Annotated in this window: 12 protein-coding genes and 1 pseudogene; 8 read left to right on the forward strand and 5 right to left on the reverse strand. The window is 74.2% G+C overall.

The window, feature by feature from the left end; all coding sequences use genetic code 11:
• The first annotated feature begins 260 nt into the window (after positions 1-260).
• Complete coding sequence (locus tag ACI8AG_RS14615; RefSeq protein ID WP_456597626.1) at positions 261-2585, forward strand: putative bifunctional diguanylate cyclase/phosphodiesterase; 2325 nt, start codon at positions 261-263, stop codon at positions 2583-2585.
• A gap of 60 nt (positions 2586-2645) precedes the next feature.
• Entirely contained in the window at positions 2646-4187 is a 1542-nt protein-coding gene (locus ACI8AG_RS14620; RefSeq protein WP_456597627.1) for a diguanylate cyclase domain-containing protein, read from the forward strand.
• 88 nt (positions 4188-4275) lie between these two features.
• Here ACI8AG_RS14620 and ACI8AG_RS14625 read toward each other — a convergent pair whose 3' ends face one another.
• On the reverse strand, positions 4276-5205 hold the full coding sequence (locus ACI8AG_RS14625) for an LLM class F420-dependent oxidoreductase (protein ID WP_456597628.1): 930 nt from the start codon (positions 5203-5205) through the stop codon (positions 4276-4278).
• Positions 5206-5261: 56 nt separating this feature from the next.
• Here ACI8AG_RS14625 and ACI8AG_RS14630 point away from each other — a divergent pair, with 56 nt between their 5' ends.
• The 3 genes from ACI8AG_RS14630 (at position 5262) to ACI8AG_RS14640 (ending at position 8374) form a co-directional block, all read left to right on the forward strand.
• The gene (locus ACI8AG_RS14630) at positions 5262-6383 is read left to right on the forward strand and encodes a hypothetical protein (RefSeq protein ID WP_456589054.1); all 1122 of its coding nucleotides are present in this window, start codon (positions 5262-5264) and stop codon (positions 6381-6383) included.
• An 84-nt stretch (positions 6384-6467) separates the two neighbouring features.
• On the forward strand, positions 6468-7454 hold the full coding sequence (lipA, locus tag ACI8AG_RS14635) for a lipoyl synthase (RefSeq protein ID WP_456597629.1): 987 nt from the start codon (positions 6468-6470) through the stop codon (positions 7452-7454).
• 83 nt (positions 7455-7537) lie between these two features.
• Positions 7538-8374, forward strand: a complete 837-nt coding sequence (locus tag ACI8AG_RS14640) for a DUF4191 domain-containing protein (RefSeq protein WP_456589052.1) — start codon at positions 7538-7540, stop codon at positions 8372-8374.
• A 156-nt stretch (positions 8375-8530) separates the two neighbouring features.
• On the opposite strand, the pseudogene ACI8AG_RS14645 reads toward ACI8AG_RS14640, so the two are convergent.
• Together ACI8AG_RS14645 and ACI8AG_RS14650 are read right to left on the reverse strand one after the other, a co-directional pair.
• A pseudogene (locus ACI8AG_RS14645) lies at positions 8531-8929 on the reverse strand (GNAT family N-acetyltransferase); the annotation flags it as partial.
• Between the two features lie 49 nt (positions 8930-8978).
• Positions 8979-9398, reverse strand: a complete 420-nt coding sequence (locus ACI8AG_RS14650) for an RDD family protein (protein ID WP_456589050.1) — start codon at positions 9396-9398, stop codon at positions 8979-8981.
• 189 nt (positions 9399-9587) lie between these two features.
• Between ACI8AG_RS14650 and glnA the strand changes: the two genes are divergently transcribed.
• The gene (glnA, locus tag ACI8AG_RS14655) at positions 9588-11021 is read left to right on the forward strand and encodes a type I glutamate--ammonia ligase (protein ID WP_456589049.1); all 1434 of its coding nucleotides are present in this window, start codon (positions 9588-9590) and stop codon (positions 11019-11021) included.
• A 434-nt stretch (positions 11022-11455) separates the two neighbouring features.
• A complete protein-coding gene (locus ACI8AG_RS14660) occupies positions 11456-13528 on the forward strand; it encodes a cutinase family protein (protein WP_456597630.1) in 2073 nt (690 codons plus the stop codon).
• Positions 13529-13838: 310 nt separating this feature from the next.
• On the opposite strand, the gene ACI8AG_RS14665 is transcribed toward ACI8AG_RS14660, so the two are convergent.
• On the reverse strand, positions 13839-14681 hold the full coding sequence (locus ACI8AG_RS14665) for an SDR family NAD(P)-dependent oxidoreductase (protein ID WP_456597631.1): 843 nt from the start codon (positions 14679-14681) through the stop codon (positions 13839-13841).
• Between the two features lie 63 nt (positions 14682-14744).
• Between ACI8AG_RS14665 and ACI8AG_RS14670 the strand changes: the two genes are divergently transcribed.
• Complete coding sequence (locus ACI8AG_RS14670; protein ID WP_456597632.1) at positions 14745-15770, forward strand: iron-containing redox enzyme family protein; 1026 nt, start codon at positions 14745-14747, stop codon at positions 15768-15770.
• 13 nt (positions 15771-15783) lie between these two features.
• Here the strand turns inward: ACI8AG_RS14670 and ACI8AG_RS14675 are convergent, their stop codons facing one another.
• A complete protein-coding gene (locus ACI8AG_RS14675) occupies positions 15784-16698 on the reverse strand; it encodes a bile acid:sodium symporter family protein (protein WP_456597633.1) in 915 nt (304 codons plus the stop codon).
• Between the last annotated feature and the right edge of the window lie 146 nt (positions 16699-16844).

The raw sequence follows: 16844 nt of genomic DNA on the forward strand, positions 1-16844 counted from the left end.
GGATCGTGGTGCGGGCGGTGCGGTACCGGTGGTGGGCAACAAAAAACCCCTCACGCAGGAGGGGTCGCCGTGCTGTCCGAGGGGTCTGCGGTCAGCACGGCCGGCGAAGCAGGAGCCGCCCGGTCACGCGCCCGATGCTATCGCGGCGCGCCGGGGCCGCGGCCCGGACGCCTCCGCGAGCCACGCGGCGGCCTCCCCCCTTGGAGGGGAAGCGCGCGATCCGGCTGCGGCGCGGGCGGTGCGGTACCGATGAGGTCCCCGTGGCCGGACCAGACACGCAGCTCCGTGGTGGGCGCGCACCCGCGACCGGCGGGCTGCTGCTCGCCTGCGCCGGGGTGGTGGCGGCCTACGCCACCGGGGCGTTCGGGCGCCCGCCCGGCACCGCGGTCACCGTCGTCTACGACCTCGTCCTCTACACCGCCGTGTACCTGCTCGGGGCGGCGGTCTGCCGGCGGACCGCGCGAGGTGGCGGGCCGGACCGGCTGATCTGGAACGCCCTCACCGTGGCGTTCGCCGCCACCGCGACGAGCACGCTCCTCTACTCGCTCGTGTTCGTCCCCCTGCTCGGTGACGTGCCGACGTGGTTGCTGCTGACCCTCTGGGCACCGGCCTACCCGGCGATGGGCGTGGCCCTGGTGGGAGTGGTCCGGTCCCGGGTTACCGCGACGCACCCGAGCATGTGGTTCGACGCGCTGACCGGGGCCTGCGGTGCGGTCATCTTCGCCGTCACCCTGCTGCCGTCGATCGCGGCCGACCCGGCCGACGGCCCGTTCGCCGTCGTGCAGCTGTACCCGGTCACCGACACCCTGCTGCTGGCCGCCGTGTCGGCCGTCTGCGCGGTGATGGGGTTCCGGCGCGACTGGCCGTTGGTGCTGCTCGTCGCCGGCCTGCTGTGCACCCTCACCGCGGACGCCCTCTACCTGAAGCAGGCGGTGCGCGGGGAGATCGCCCCGCACAGCACCCTGACCCTGATCTGGCTGTCCGGTGCGGCCTTCGCCGCCGCGGCCGCGCACGTCGCGGGACGCACCGACCGGATCGAGCCCGCGGACGCCGATCCGATCGCACGCCTGAGCTGGCGGGTGGCCTTCGTCCCCCTCGGTTCGAGCGTGATGAGCGTGGTGGTGCTCGTCTCCACCTGGGGATCGGGCGCCCTCGGTGTCGCCGGCTGGGCCGCCGTCACCTGCCTGCTGGCGATCCTCGCGCGCACGGCCATGTCGGTCCAGGAGCTGCGCGGGCTGCACGAGATCCGCGAGCAGGCGCGCACCGACGAACTCACCGGCCTGCCCAACCGGCGTGAGCTGCTCGAGCGGGCGCGGACCGCCCTCCGGTCGGGCACCGGCCGGCCGGTGGCCCTGCTGCTGCTCGACCTGGACGGGTTCAAGGAGGTCAACGACAGCCTGGGGCACGCCGCGGGCGACGACCTGCTCCGCATGGTCGGCCCCCGCCTCTGCCCGGAGCTGGGGCCGGGCGAGCTGCTGGCGCGGCTGGGCGGGGACGAGTTCGCCGTCCTGCTGCCGGGCTGCGGTCTGGACGACGCCGTCGCCCGCGCCGACCGGCTGCGCGCCCGGGTGCTCGAGCCGTTCGTCGTCGACGGGGTCCGGTTGCACGTCGGGGTCAGCATCGGCATCGCCACCGGCCCGGTGCCGGCCGCCACGGTGACCGAGCTGCTGCGCTGCGCCGACGTGGCGATGTACGCGGCCAAGAACGCCCGCGAGGGGGTGCGCTCCTACGTCCCGGACCCGGCGAGCGGCTCCGGCGACCGGCTCCGGACCATGGAGGACCTCCGCACCGCCCTGGACGAGGGGCAGCTCGTGGTCCACCTGCAGCCCCAGGTCTCCCTGGCCAGCGGGGACGTCGTCGGCGTCGAGGCGCTGGTGCGGTGGGAGCACCCGGTGCGCGGTCTGCTTCCCCCGGCCGTGGTGCTGCCCGCCGCCGAGCAGGCCGGCCTGATGCGGCCGCTGACCGACACGGTCCTCGGCCTCGCGCTGGCTGCCGCGACCCGCTGGTGGCCGGAGCGGGCGGTGCCCGTGTCGGTGAACCTGTCGGCGGCCAACGTGACCGATCCGGACCTGCCGGCCACCGTGTCCGGCCTGCTCCGGGCGCACGGCCTGCCGGCCCGGGCGCTCACCCTCGAGCTCGTCGAGGACACCCTCATGGCCGATCCCGACCGGGGCCGCACGGTGCTGGGCGAGCTGCGCCGGCTGGGCATCCGGACCTCGATCGACGACTACGGCACCGGGTACAGCTCGCTGGCCTACCTGCGGCACCTCCCGGCCGACGAGCTCAAGCTCGACCGGAGCCTCACCCACGACGTGGGTCGAGACGATCGGGCGACGGCCATCGTGCGGCACACCGTGGCGCTGGCCCACGACCTCGGGCTCAGCCTCGTCGCCGAGGGCGTGGAGGACGACGAGACGGCCGCCGTGCTCGCCGGCCTGGGCTGCGACGTCGCCCAAGGCTGGGCCGTCGCGCGGCCGATGCCGGTCGGGGACTTCCTCACCTGGCTGGCCGACCGCGTCCGGACCGCGCCGCCCCGCCGGGCGGTACCCGCCCCCCGCGCGGCCGGGGAACGGGCTCGCACCTGAATGCGCGCGTCGGGCCGCGGTTCGCCGCCCCCTGAGCCGTCGGTGTGCCAAGGTGCGCGCGTGCCCCGAGGTCGCGCCGAGACGGTGAGAAGTGGCTGGTCGGACGCGGGGTGGCGGCTGGTGGTGGCGGCGACCTTCGTCTGCACGGCTGTGTTCGCCCTGGGGCTGTGGCAGGCTCCGGGGACGCCGGCGGGCGACCTCGTCGACTCGGGAGCGCTCGGCATCGGCGCCCCGCTGCTCGCGGTCGCGGTGTGCCTGCGGGCGGCCCAGCGGGTGCCCGCGGAACGGTTCGTCTGGTGGGCCGCGGCCGCCGCCTGGCTGTTCAACCTGGCCGGCGACCTCACTCACCGGCTGCTGCTGGCCGGGAACCCGGATCCGCCGTTCCCCTCGGCCGCCGACGCGTTTTGGCTCGGCGCCTACCCGGCGCTGTTCGCGACCCCGGTGCTGATGGTGTACGCCCGGCTCGCCCGCCCCCGTCCCGGCACCTGGCTCGATGGCCTGGTCGGTGCCCTGGGCGCCACCGCGGTCGCCGTCACGGTCCTCGACCCGGCCGTCGGGGCCCCGGGCATGTCCGGGTTCGGCGTGGCCGTGAACCTGGCCTACCCGGTCGCCGACGTGCTGCTGCTGGCGCTCGTGGGCGCGGTGCTGGCGATGATCGGGCACCGGGCCGACCTCGTTCTCACCATCGTCTGCGTGATCGTCGCCGTGAAGTTCGCCGGTGACCTGCTGCTGGCCAGGGAGCAGGCGTTCGGCGGGTACGTCCCGGGCGGCCCGCTGGACCTGCTCTGGATGGTCAACGCCAGCCTGACCGCTGCCGGGGCCTCGCTGACCCGGCCCCGCCGACGCGCCCCGGACGTACCGGAGCACCGCGTCCGCTGGCGGTCGCTGGCCATCCCCCTGGCGTGCGCGGTGGGCTCGCTCGGGGTGCTCGGTGCCCAGTGGGGCGACGGCCGCACCGGCCCCGGCGAGATCTGCGCCGTGGCCTGCGTGGCGGCCTTCCTCCTGCGCAGCACGGTGACGTTCGCGGAGAGCCGGGCCCTGCACGAGGCCCGGCGCCAGGCGGGCACCGACGACCTGACCGGTCTGCCCAACCGCCGGTCCCTGATGCGCCGCCTGGCGGACGACCTCGGCGCCGCCAGGCCCACCGGGTTGCTGCTGCTGGACCTCGACGGGTTCAAGGCGGTCAACGACGGCCTCGGGCACGAAGCAGGGGACGAGCTGCTGCGTCGGCTGGGCGAGCGGCTGCGCGCGGCGCTGCGCCCCGGCGACCTGGTGGCCCGTCTCGGGGGGGACGAGTTCGTGGTGGTGCTGGATGCCACGGATCCCGGCACCGCCCCCGACTGCGCCGAGCGGCTGGCCGAGGTCGTGCGCCTTCCCGTGACCGTCGCCGGCGTGCCGGTGCGGGTGGGCGTCAGCATCGGCCTCGCCCTGGCCCCCCGCGACGCCGGCGACCCCGCTGCGCTGCTGCGCCACGCCGACGTGGCGATGTACGCCGCGAAGCGCGCCGGCGGCGGAGTGCGGCAGTACGTCCCGGAGGCACGGGAGCACGTGCCGGCGCCTCGGCCACCGGTCGCCGAGGCCGACGTCGCACCGTCCGGCTGAGGGCTCGTGCTCGGCGTGGCCGGAGCGAGGTCGGCTCCGCCCGGCCGAGCGGCGAGCTCCCGGGCGAGAGGCGTGTTCGCCGGTCCGCTCAGCGCAGCTGCGGTGCCACCTCGGCCGCCACCAGGTCCAGGTGGTCGAGATCGGCGAGGTCGAGCACCTGCAGGTACACCCGCTGCGCGCCGGCCTCGGCGTACCGGCCCAGCACGTCGACGGCCTCGGCCGGCGTGCCGGCGACGCCGTGCTCGCGCAACTCGTCCACGTCACGGCCGATGGCCGCCGCGCGGCGGGCGAGCTCCGCCTCGTCCCGGCCGACGCAGAGCACCAGCGCCGAGCTGTACACCAGGGACGACGGGTCGCGGCCCACCTCGTCGCAGGCCTCGCGGACGCCGGCGAACAACCGGGCGTTGTCCGCGGCGGACATGAACGGCACGTTGAACTCGCTCGCGTACCGGGCCGCCAGCCGCGGGGTGCGCTGCTTGCCGCGGCCACCGACGAGCACCGGGATGCCGCCGTCCTGCACCGGCTTGGGCAGGGCCGGGGAGCCCGAGAGCTGGTAGTACCGCCCGGCGAAGTCGAACGTCTCCCCCACCGGCGTGCGCCAGAGCCCGGTGACGACCGCGAGCTGCTCCTCGTACCGGTCGAAGCGCTCCCCCAGCGGCGGGAACGGGATGCCGTACGCGGTGTGCTCTGCCTCGAACCACCCCGAGCCGATGCCCAGCTCGACCCGGCCCCCGCTCATCTGGTCGACCTGCGCGACGGAGATCGCCAGCGGGCCGGGCAGGCGGAACGTGCCGGCGGTCATGAGCGTGCCGAGGCGGATCCGGCTGGTCTCGCGGGCCAGCCCGGCGAGGGTGATCCAGGCGTCGGTGGGGCCGGGCAGGCCGTCCCCACCCATGGTCAGGTAGTGGTCGGACCGGAAGAAGGCGTCGAAGCCGGTGTCCTCCGTGCGCCGGGCGACGGCCAGCAGGTCGTCGTAGGTGGCGCCCATCTGCGGTTCGGTGAAGATGCGCAACTGCACCGCCGGACCGTAACCAGATCGCCGCCACGTCACTCACCCACCTCCGTCCTCGGGGTGTGGGCACCGGCCGGACCGGGCAGGATGACCGCCAGACGATCAACTCGGAGGTGCAGCTCGTGTTCCGCAAGAAGACGCGCGGCGAGATCATCAGCGCGGAAGTGCAGGAGGGCCTGTCCCACCTGGGAACGGCGGTGACCGAGGCAGGTCGCGCCGCCGCGGATCAACTGACCCCGCACGTGGAGGCGGCCCAGCGGGCCGTGGCGCCCAAGATGGCTGCCGCGGTGGCGGCGGCCGCGCCGGCCGTCGCGTCGGCGCGCGACACCCTCGGCCCCCGGGTGGAGGCCGCCCGTGACGCCCTGACCCCGCGGGTGGAGGCGGCCCGGGAGGCCGCCGCACCGCGGCTCACCGCCGCACAACTGGCCGCCGCGCGGGCCGCGGCCGACTTCGGCCCCCGGGTGGAGGCGGCGCGCGGGGCGGCCCAGCGGGCGCTCACCGAGGACGTCGCCCCGCGGCTGACCGCGGCCCAGGCCGCGGCGCTGGCGTACACCACGCCACGGGTCACCGCCGCCCGCGACGTGGTGACGCCGGCCCTGGAGAGCGCCCGCGGCACGCTCCTCGCCGGGGTGGACAGCGCCCGCAGCGAGCTCGACGCCCGGCGCGCCGAGGTGGCCGCAGCGGCCGCCGAGTCCACCCGCAAGGCCCGGAAGACGGCGAAGAAGGCCCGCAAGAAGGCCGGCAAGAAGCGCCGCGAGTTCGAGAAGGCCGCCCAGGCCACCGCGACGACCGTCAAGCGGCGGGGCGGGGTGCAGCCGGAGCCGAAGCGCTGGCCCTGGGTGTTCGCGGTGCTCGCCCTGGGTACGGCCGCGTTCGTCCTGCTGCGGCGCAAGAAGGCCGACGCGTGGACGCCCGCACCTGCCGGTGACGGCCCGGTGCCCAGCTACCGAGAGGACCCCGTGCCCAGTTCCGACAGCAACTCCGGCAAGACCGTCTCCACCGCGTCGCAGACCAGCGACTCGGCGCCGGCGGAGTCCGACATGGGCGTCCGCGACGCGCAGCTGGTGGAGGGCGACGGCCCCGACGCCGCGACGGAGAACGGCAGCGACGCGCCCAAGCCCTTCACCTCGGGCGGCGGCTCGGACGCCGGCCCGACCGCCGGCCCGGACGACAAGCAGGTCTGAGCTACTCGACGACGGATCACCGCCGCAGCCCCCGCCGCCTCGCGCGACGGGGGCTGCGTCGTCTTCGCGAGTACCGTGGGGATCATGAGCGAGGCACCGCCGAGGATCCCGGAACCGACCACCGCCCAGGACTCCCGGATCGAGCCCGCCGGCCGGAAGCTGCTGCGCCTCGAGGTGCGCAACAGCCAGGTCCCGATCGAGCGCAAGCCCGAGTGGATCAAGACCCGGCTCAAGACCGGGCCCGAGTACACCGAGCTGAAGTCGCTGGTCCGCCGCGAGGGCCTGCACACGGTCTGCGAGGAGGCCGGCTGCCCCAACATCTACGAGTGCTGGGAGGACCGGGAGGCGACGTTCCTCATCGGTGGGGACCAGTGCACCCGGCGGTGCGACTTCTGCCAGATCGACACCGGCAAGCCGGCCGAGTTCGACGCCGACGAGCCGCGCCGGGTGGCCGAGAGCGTGGCGACCATGGGGCTGAAGTACGCCACGGTCACCGGCGTCGCCCGCGACGACCTGCCCGACGGCGGCGCGTGGCTGTACGCCGAGACGGTGCGGCAGATCCACGCCGCGCTGCCCGGCTGCGGTGTCGAGCTGCTGATCCCGGACTTCAACGCCGACCCCGACCAGCTCGCCGAGGTGTTCTCCTCCCGGCCGGAGGTGCTCGCGCACAACGTGGAGACGGTGCCGCGGATCTTCAAGCGCATCCGCCCGGGCTTCCGCTTCGAGCGCTCGCTGGCGGTCATCACCGCGGCGCGCGAGGCCGGGCTGGTCACCAAGTCCAACCTCATCCTCGGCATGGGCGAGGAGCCGCACGAGGTCGTGGAGACGATGCAGGCGCTGCACGACGCCGGGTGCGACCTGCTCACCATCACCCAGTACCTGCGTCCCTCGCCCCGGCACCACCCCGTCGTCCGGTGGGTCAAGCCCGACGAGTTCGTGCAGTTCCAGAAGGACGCCGAGGAGATCGGCTTCCCGGGTGTCCTGGCCGGGCCACTGGTGCGCAGCTCCTACCGCGCCGGGCGGCTCTACCAGCAGGCGGTCGAGGCGCGGGGGCTCACCCCCCAGGGCTGACCCCGGGTGCGGCCCTGCTGCAGGGTCCCGACGCGAGCGTGCGAGCGTCGGGGGCAGGAGGGTCCTTCTTCTATCCTGGGGTCATGGCACGCAGCAGGTCCTCTGACCCCACCGCCCCGGGCGGCAGCGCCGGGCGCACCCCGAAGGACGGTGGCCGGAGCTCGGGTGCCTCGGCCGCCGGCTCGGGCAAGGCGGGCAAGGCCCCCAAGCTCGACAAGAACGGCCGGCCGAAGGTCGGCCGCCTCAAGAAGGTGCGCAGCCAGGTCGGCATGCTCAAGCAGGCCTACACCCTGACGCGGCGCAACGACCCGAAGCTGCCGTGGATCATGCTGATCTGGTTCGTCGCGGTCGCGGCAGTGATCGAGCTGATCGGCATCCTGCTGAGCGCGCCGTTCCTGTTCATCCCGCTGGCGCTGCTCTTCGGTGGCCTGGCGGCGCTCATCGTCTTCGGCCGTCGCGCCCAGCGCTCGGCCTACACCCAGGTCGAGGGCCAGCCGGGTGCGGCCGCCTGGGTGCTCGAGGGCATGCGCGGCGACTGGCGGGTCACCTCCGGGGTCGCCGGCACCCCGCAGATGGACGCGGTGCACCGGGTGCTCGGCCGGCCGGGGATCGTGCTCGTCGGCGAGGGCTCCCCGAGCCGGGTGCGCGGCCTGATCGCGCAGGAGAAGAAGAAGATCGCCCGCGTCGTCGGTGACACGCCGATCTACGACGTCACCATCGGCGACGACGAGGGACAGGTGCCGCTGAAGAAGCTCAGCACCCACGTGATGAAGCTGCCGCGCAACCTCAGCGCGGCCGAGGTCAACGCCCTGGGCCGGCGGATGAGCGCGCTGGGCGGGCCGCGGATGCCGGTTCCCGGTGGCCCGCTCCCGGGCGGCCGCCAGATGTCGATCAGCCAGCGCCAGGTCCGCCGCCGCTGACGGCCTCCCTGCAGGGAGGCCGTCAGAGCCGGTCGAACGGCGCGGCGTAGCGGAACGTGCCCCGCAGCCGCGGGCCGTCGAGGTGCCTGGCCTGGAAGTGCGCGCCCCACCGGGGATCGGGCGCGGTGACCCGAGGTCGGCGGCCGGGGCGAACCCGAACCGCCGGTAGTAGTCCGGTGAGCCGAGCAGCGCGACGAGCCGCTCGCCGGCCGCCTCGGCCACGGCCAGGAGGGCGTGCACCAGCACGGTGCCGACCCCGCGGCCCTGCCGGGCGGGGTGCACGCCGAGTGGGCCGAGCCCGAGCACCGAGGTGCCGAAAGGCTCCAGCCATCCCCGGGTCGCGATCACGTGGCCGAGCACGTCGTCCCCGTCCACGGCGACGAGGGACAGGTGCGGCAGGAAGCCCGGATCGTTCCGGAGCGCGTCGACCAGCCGCGCCTCGGGGACGTCGTCCGCGGCGCGGAGGGCGCCCGTGGCGGGGTCGGTGGCGAAGGCCGAGCGGTGCAGCGCACCCACGGCGGCGTGGTCGGTGGGGCGTTCGCGGCGGACGATCACCGGCGCAGTGTGCTGTCCGCCGGCGCTACCGGTCCACCGGGTTACGGGTTCAGTCGAGCACGACGGCCGTGCCGGTGAGCCGGTCGTGCAGGCCTCGGCCGTCGGCGTCGACCAGCAGGGCCGGCACGAGGAGCATCAGCAGAGCGGTGCGGACCACGGCCCGCCACGGCGCGAGCCGCGCGCCGGGCGTCGGGTGGGCCAGCCGCATGCCGAGCACCCGGTGCCCCGGGGTCTGGCCGAAGAGCACCAGGGTGACGACGGTCAGGACGCCGAAGACCAGCAGGCTCCAGTTGCCCGGGCCCTCGGGGGCGGTGAACGCCCAGGCGATCAGCGCCGAGGCGACGGCGTCGACGAGGTAGCCGCCGACCCGCCGGGTGAAGGGCGCCAGCGAGCCGGGTCCGCTGGACGGCAACCCCAGGGAGGCGCCGCGGGCGGGGGCCTGAGAGGGTTGTCCGGCATCACTGACCATGACCGCCAGCGTAATGACCGGACCCCCCGCCCCCCGCCGCTCGCACGCCCGCAGCGGGACCGCGCAGGGAGCCGCGTGACCCGCGACACGCCCAGGGCGTTGTTACCGCCACGAAACACTTGGGACACCGCGGGGCAACTCCCCGCTCATAACGTGTCGCCCGGCAGTCCGCCCACACCCGGAGGATCGATGTTCACCAGTCCCGACGAGGTCGCCGCCTACATCCGCGACAACGACGTCGAGTTCGTCGACGTCCGCTTCTGCGACCTGCCCGGCGTCATGCAGCACTTCACCATCCCGGCATCGACGTTCGGTGAGGACACGTTCAGCGAGGGCCTCGGCTTCGACGGCTCCTCGATCCGCGGGTTCCAGGCGATCAACGAGTCGGACATGCTGCTGCTGCCCGACGCCAACAGCGCGTTCGTGGACCCGTTCCGCAAGCACAAGACGCTGAACGTCAACTTCTTCATCCACGACCCGATCACGCGTGAGGCCTACAGCCGCGACCCGCGGAACGTGGCGAAGAAGGCCGAGGCCTACCTCGCCGCCAGCGGCATCGCCGACACCGCGTACTTCGGCCCCGAGGCGGAGTTCTACGTCTTCGACTCCGTGCGGTACGACACCTCGATCAACGAGGGGTACTACCACATCGACTCGGAGGAGGGCTCCTGGCGAACCGGGGCCCGCACCGAGCTCGACGGCAGCCCCAACCGCGGCTACAAGGCTCGCCCCAAGGGCGGCTACTTCCCGGTCGAGCCCTACGACCAGCAGAGCGACCTGCGCGCCGACATCATGCGGAACCTCATCGGTGTCGGGCTCGAGCTCGAGCGCGGGCACCACGAGGTGGGCACCGGCGGGCAGGCGGAGATCAACTACAAGTTCGACACGCTGCTGCGGTCGGCCGACAGCCTGATGCTCTTCAAGTACGTCGTGAAGAACACCGCCTGGGCCGCCGGCAAGACCGCCACCTTCATGCCCAAGCCGCTGTTCGGTGACAACGGCTCGGGCATGCACTGCCACCAGAGCCTCTGGAAGGACGGGCAGCCTCTCTTCCACGCCGAGACCGGCTACGCCGGGCTGTCCGACACCGCCCGCCACTACATCGGTGGCCTGCTGGCCCACGCCCCGTCGCTGCTGGCCTTCACCAACCCGACGGTGAACAGCTACCACCGCCTGGTCCCCGGCTACGAGGCCCCCATCAACCTGGTCTACTCGGCCCGCAACCGCTCGGCCTGCTGCCGCATCCCGATCTCGGGCGACAACCCCAAGGCCAAGCGCATCGAGTTCCGCGTGCCCGACCCGTCGGCCAACCCCTACCTCGCCTTCTCGGCGATGCTCATGGCCGGCCTCGACGGCATCAAGAACAAGATCGAGCCGCCGGCTCCGGTGGACAAGGACCTCTACGAGCTGCCGCCCGAGGAGGCCCTGGGCATCGACAAGGTGCCCGCGTCCCTGGACGCCGTCCTCGACCGGCTCGAGGTCGACCACGAGTACCTCATCGACGGCGGCGTCTTCACGCCCGACCTGATCGAGACGTGGATCGAGTACAAGCGGGAGAACGAGATCGACCCGATCCGCCTCCGCCCGCACCCGCACGAGTTCGCGATGTACTACGACATCTGATCTCGGCTGCTGACGCCGCGGCCCCCGACCTTTTCCAGGTCGGGGGCCGCGGTGCGTGATGCCGACGGTCAGAGGCGGTCGGTGACGAAGCGGGCCAGCGACCAGGCCTCGATCAGCATCAGCGCCAGCGCCCAGGGCACCAGCAGTGAGCCATCGACGGGATCGGTACGGATCGACTCCAGGCGCACGTCGCCACGGCATACGGCGCACGGCCGCACAGCTCACCTGCTTTCCCCTGTGCTCCCCGGAGGGCTGCGACGAACGCTCAGCCCCTGGCGTGAGCGGGCCGCGGCGCGTCCGGACCTCGAGGAGCCGGGCGCGGGAGCGTAGCCGACCTCCGCGCCGTGGCGTAGCGTCCGGAACCCTCAGACGGATGCGCATCCGGCGACGGGCTCCCGCCGTCGGCGTCCATCCCGATCACGGGGGGTCGTGTCGTGGGACGTGCACGTCGGAGCGCGCTGACGATCGGCAGCGTCCTCGCGCTGCTCACCTCCTCCGTCGCCGTGACCCTGGCGGCCGGCGCGGCCGACGACGACTGCCCGGACGTGGCGATCGTGGGTGCCCGGGGATCGACGGAGCCGATCACCACGGCCAACCGCGGGATGGGAACGAACGCCGACTACTTCGCCGACGGGCTCGAGCGCGAGCTCAGGGCCAGGCACGGCAGCGGGCTGGTGGTCGAGAACGTCGCGGTCACCCACTCCCCCACGTCGGTCACCGTCCTGACGCCGACGAGGGCCGAGCTGACCCAGCTGGCGGACCCGGCGCGGCGGCCGGCGGCGATGGAGCGCTACACGACCGAACGCCTGGGGGCCTACACGCGCAGCGTCGACCAGGGCGTCGGCTCCGCCGTCGACCAGATGGTCGCGCTGCACACCCGGTGCCCGGGCGCGGGCTTCGTCCTGACCGGGTACTCGCAGGGCGCCATGGTGGTGCACCAGGCGCTGGCCCGGCTCGCGGACGACGGCCGGGCGGGGCTGCTGTCCCGCATCACCGCCAGCGTCCTCGTCGCCGACGGGGACCGGGTGGGCCAGACCGCCGCCACCCGCCGCGGTACTGCGCCCGCCACCGCGCAAGGGGTCCGCACGGCCCTGCAGCCAGGCGCACGGGACGTCGTGACGACGTCCCCGGTCTTCGACCTCTGCCTCGCCCGGGACGTCGCCTGCGACTTCGACGCGGCGCGCCTCCTGCACCAGGGCGTCTCCCCGTCCCTCGCGGCGCTCAAGCAGGCGTCGCAGATCCACACCGGGACCGGCTACCGCCCACTGATGCTGCAGGCGGCCAGGGAGATCGCCGCGTCGTTCACCCCGGCGCCGTCGCCCACCCCCACCACCTCCCCAGCGCCGAGCACGACGACCCCCGCGCCCACCTCCTCGGCCCCGACCACCACGACGCCGACCAGCACGACCGCACCTACGACCACCACGGCACCGACCACCACGACCGCACCCACCACCACGCCGCCTCCGTCGGGGGGCACGGAAGGGCTCGACGCCTTCCGCGCGGCCCGTGCCGACAGCGCCGCGGGGCGCGGCCCGCTCGACGTGGTCGTGGTCGGTGACTCGGTGACCGAGGGCCGGGACGTGGGCAAGGGCAACCGCTGGGTCGATCACCTGCTCGGGCTCCTGCGGGCCCGCCACCAGCCGCCCGGTGTCGCCGGCGGCGAGGGCTACGTCCCCGCCTACTACGCCGCCGCCGGCATGGTGGACCGGTTCACCTTCGGCGGCACGTCCACGCTGGGCTCCCAGTACGGCTTCGGCATGCGGGCGAACCACATGCCCTCCGGCGCGGGCAACTCGATGACCACCACCTTCACCGGCACCTCGTTCGAGCTGCACTACGCGAGCAGCCTCAACACCGGGACGATCACCGTCTCCGTCGACGGCGCGGCAGGCATCCCGGTCACGACCACCGGCGGTGGCTACACCCCGAGCGACGGCGGCAGCTGGACCTCGCCTCCGCTGCCCCCGGGCCCGCACACGGTCACCCTGACCAACACCAGCGGCCGCACCGTGCTGATCGAGGGCATCAGCGTGTACGACGGGGACGAGGCCGCCGGTGTCCGCGTGTGGGAGGCCGGCCACTCCGGCTGGCAGGCCGAGGACTACGCCAACCTGCCCACCGCGCCGCAGCACGGCCAGGCGGTCGCCGCGGCCGCGCCGCACCTGGTCGTGGTGGCGCTCGGCTACAACGACGTCGTCGCCGGGTTCACCGCCGCCCAGTTCCGCGACTACCTCACCGCGACCATCGGGCACCTCCGCGGACCGGACGTCGGTCCCGACCCGTCGGTCCTGATCGTCGGGTACCCGCGGCGCACCGACGTCTCCGTCGCCGCCTGGGATGCCTACCTCCAGGCCATGGCGGACGTGGCGGCCGACCAGGGGTACGCGTTCGCCGACCTGTCCGCGCTGCCGGACTTCGGCATGTCGGGCGACGGTGTGCACCCGACCCCGACCGGGCACCGCCAGATCGCCGAGGCGCTCGACCGCTTCCTCGCCGCCGCCTGACCCAGCGCCGGCGGCAACGGCCGGCCGGGCTCAGGTCCGCATCGAACCGTCGCGGCCAGCACGAGCAGGTTGCTCTGCACCGTGAAGTAGCTGAAGAACCGGAGGATCCGCTCGAGGACGCCCAGCGCGGGATTTGCGGGGTCGGACACCTGTAGCACGAACTGGGTCGCGATCGACACCGCGACCACGACCGCGAGCGCGCCGCACCAGGTACGGGCCGCGGCGCGGGAGGAGGTCGGCGTCGTCCCGGTCACGAGCGGATCATGCCAACCCCTCCCGGGCGCCGGCGGGCACCGCCCGGGTTGCCGCGTCACACCCGGCGGCGCACCGCCCGCTCCGCGGCCGCCCGGATGCGGCCGGCGTTGGCCGACAGCGCCCGGTCCAGCAGGCGGTCCACCGGGGGCAGCTCCCCCAACCGCGCCAGCCCCGACCAACGAGGGACCGAGATCGTCCGCGCCCGGGGCGAGGTCAGGCACTCGGCCACCCGCTCGGCCACCCGCTCGGGGGCGATGCCACGGGACAGCCGCCCGCGCGCGTCGGCGTCCGACGCCGGGGCATGACCGTGGCCGCGTGCCAGCCACTCGGTCGACACGAAGAACGGGTTCACCGTGTGCACGCGGACGCCCCGGGCCGCGACCTCCCGCCGCAGCCCCGACGAGAAGCCCTGCACCCCGGCCTTCGTCGCCGAGTACACGGTCAGGGGAGGCACCTGCGACCAGGCGGCGACCGAGGAGACCGTCACGACGTCGGCCCGGCCCCGCTCGGCGGCCGACCGCAGGAGGTGGGGCAGCGCCAGCCGGGTCAGCTCGACGACCGCGACCAGGTTGGTGGCGACCACGCCGGCGACCACCTCCCCCGGCATGTCCTCCAGCAGGCCGGCCCAGCCGAGGCCCGCGTTGTGGACGACCGCGTCCAGCCGGCCGTGCTCGGCCAGCACCCGGTCGACCAGCTCGGCCCGGGCCGCCGCGTCGGCGACGTCGGCCTCCGTGGCGGTGACCCCGGGCACCCCGGTCACCGCCGCCCGCAGCCGCTCACCGTCCCGGGCGCAGGTCGCCACCCGCGCACCGTCCGCGGCCAGCCGGGCGACGGTGGCACGACCGATGCCGGCGCTGCCGCCGGTGACGAGGACGACGCGCTCAGCCGGGGTGGTCATGCCCCTGTCCTACACGCGGGGGACATCACATCCGCCGGCGCATCGAACCGACGTTCGTTGGGCATGCTCACGATCATGCGCCTGCCCGAGCCCCGGGGCCCCCTCAGCGACGCCCTCGCGCGCGACCTCGCCACCCGCGCCGACCTGTCGGCCGCGACGCGGGCGTGCGCCGAGCGCCTGGAGCCCCACCGCTCCGGGGCCCTCCTCGACGACGACCTGCAGCTCGCCCTCGCGATCTGCTACGAGCTCCACTACCGCGGGTTCGACGGGGTGTCGGAGGACTGGGAGTGGGACCCGGAGCTGCTCCGGCTGCGCGCCGGGCTGGAACGGCGGCACCTCGCCGCGCTGCGCGGGCTGGTGGGCGAGGTCGCGGTCACCGGTGAGCCGATCGACCGGCAGCTGACCGCCCTGATCGCGGCGGACGACGGTCCGTCGCTGTCGGCCTACATGGCCAAGCGGGGCACGCTGGAGCAGTGGCGGGAGTACCTCGTCCTCCGGTCGGTCTACCACCTCAAGGAGGCCGACCCGCACACGTTCGCCATCCCCCGGCTGAGCGGGCGCACCAAGGCCGCCATGGTCGAGATCCAGGCCGACGAGTACGGCGGCGGCTCGGCGGAGCGGATGCACAGCGAGCTGTTCGCCGGGCTGATGCGCGACCTGGGGCTCGACGCCGGCTACGGGGCGCTGTGGGACGACGCGCCTGCCGTGGCGTTCGCCTCGGTCAACACCATGTCGCTGTTCGGGCTGCACCGCCGCTGGCGCGGAGCCGCCCTGGGGCACCTGGCAACCGTGGAGATGACCTCCTCCGAGCCCAGCCGGCGGTACTCGGCCGGGCTGCGCCGGCTGGGGTTCGACGAGCGGACCACCGTCTTCTACGACGAGCACGTGGAGGCCGACGCCGTGCACGAGCAGATCGCCTCCGTGGACATGTGCGGCTCACTGGTCGCCGCGGAACCGGAGCTGGCCCCCGACGTGCTGTTCGGGGCGGCCAGCTCGCTGGCCATGGACGGGCTGGCCGCCCACCACCTGCTGGGCGCGTGGGAGGCCGGCCAGTCGGGCCTGTTCCGGCGCCCGGCGCTGGCGGCCTGACCGTTCGACCGCCCTACCGCGACGGGCCGGTCACCTCACCGACTCCCGCGGTGTCGGCCCGGCCCGGAGCGGTGGCGCGGTTCCGGGTGATCACCCAGCCGAACGCCGCGGCGACGGGGAACATCAGCACGCCGTAGACCGCGGCCGGCACGGCCAGCTCGACGCTGCCGAGCACGCTGACGGCCACCGCGATCGCCAGGGTGCTGTTGTGCACGCCGATCTCGAAGGAGCTGGCGATCGACTGCGCCCGGGCGATGCCGAACAGGCGCGGCACGGCGAACCCGATCGCGAGGCTGCAGAGGCAGAACAGCAGCGCCGGCAGCCCGACGTCGCGCAGGTAGCCCCCGATGTTCTCCCGCTCGGCGACCATGGTGCCGACGATGACCAGCGCGAGGACCACCGCCGACAGGGCGCGCACCGGCTTGTCCGAGCGGTCGGCGAAGGCGGGGGCCGACCGGCGCACGAGCATGCCGAGGGCCACGGGGACCAGCACGATCGCGAAGACCTGCAGCGTCTTGCCGAACTGCAGGCCCAGGCTGCCGCCGGCGGCCGGCTCGAAGAAGCCGATCGCCAGGTTGGTGACCACCGGCAGCGTGACGACGGCGATCACCGAGTTCAGCGCGGTGAGGCTGATGTTCAGTGCGACGTCGCCCCGGTAGAGGTGGCTGAACAGGTTCGCCGTGGTGCCCCCGGGCGAGGCCGCGAGCAGCAGCATGCCGACCGCCAGCAGCGGGGGGAGGTCGAAGAGGAGCACCAAGCCGAAACAGAGAACCGGCAGCGCCAGCAGCTGCAGGCCCAGGGCGATCACGACCGCCTTCGGCTGCCGGGCGATGCGGGTGAAGTCGCCGGGGGTGAGCGAGAGCCCGAGCCCGAACATGACGACGGCCAGCGCCAGGGGCAGCGCGACGGCGGTGAGCGCGGAATCCATGGGTCCTCCGTTCGGGCACCGGCCGGGGAGCCCGCCGGGCAGGACGTTGCGCGCATCCTGTGCGATGCGAGTCACATCGAGCAACCGGCCCCGCCGCAGGCCACCCCTCCGTGTCGCGGGCCCGGCCGTTCCGTTCCCGGCCCGTC

Source organism: Blastococcus sp. SYSU DS0552 (assembly GCF_054050815.1).

Bases quoted from the DNA above. Each gene is read 5' to 3' on its own strand.
- lipA (WP_456597629.1), top strand. From the start codon at position 6,468: ATGAGCGAGGCACCGCCGAGGATCCCGGAACCGACCACCGCCCAGGAC.
- ACI8AG_RS14640 (WP_456589052.1), top strand. From the start codon at position 7,538: ATGGCACGCAGCAGGTCCTCTGACCCCACCGCCCCGGGCGGCAGCGCC.
- ACI8AG_RS14650 (WP_456589050.1), bottom strand. From the start codon at position 9,398: ATGGTCAGTGATGCCGGACAACCCTCTCAGGCCCCCGCCCGCGGCGCC.
- glnA (WP_456589049.1), top strand. From the start codon at position 9,588: ATGTTCACCAGTCCCGACGAGGTCGCCGCCTACATCCGCGACAACGAC.
- ACI8AG_RS14665 (WP_456597631.1), bottom strand. From the start codon at position 14,681: ATGACCACCCCGGCTGAGCGCGTCGTCCTCGTCACCGGCGGCAGCGCC.
- ACI8AG_RS14670 (WP_456597632.1), top strand. From the start codon at position 14,745: ATGCTCACGATCATGCGCCTGCCCGAGCCCCGGGGCCCCCTCAGCGAC.
- ACI8AG_RS14675 (WP_456597633.1), bottom strand. From the start codon at position 16,698: ATGGATTCCGCGCTCACCGCCGTCGCGCTGCCCCTGGCGCTGGCCGTC.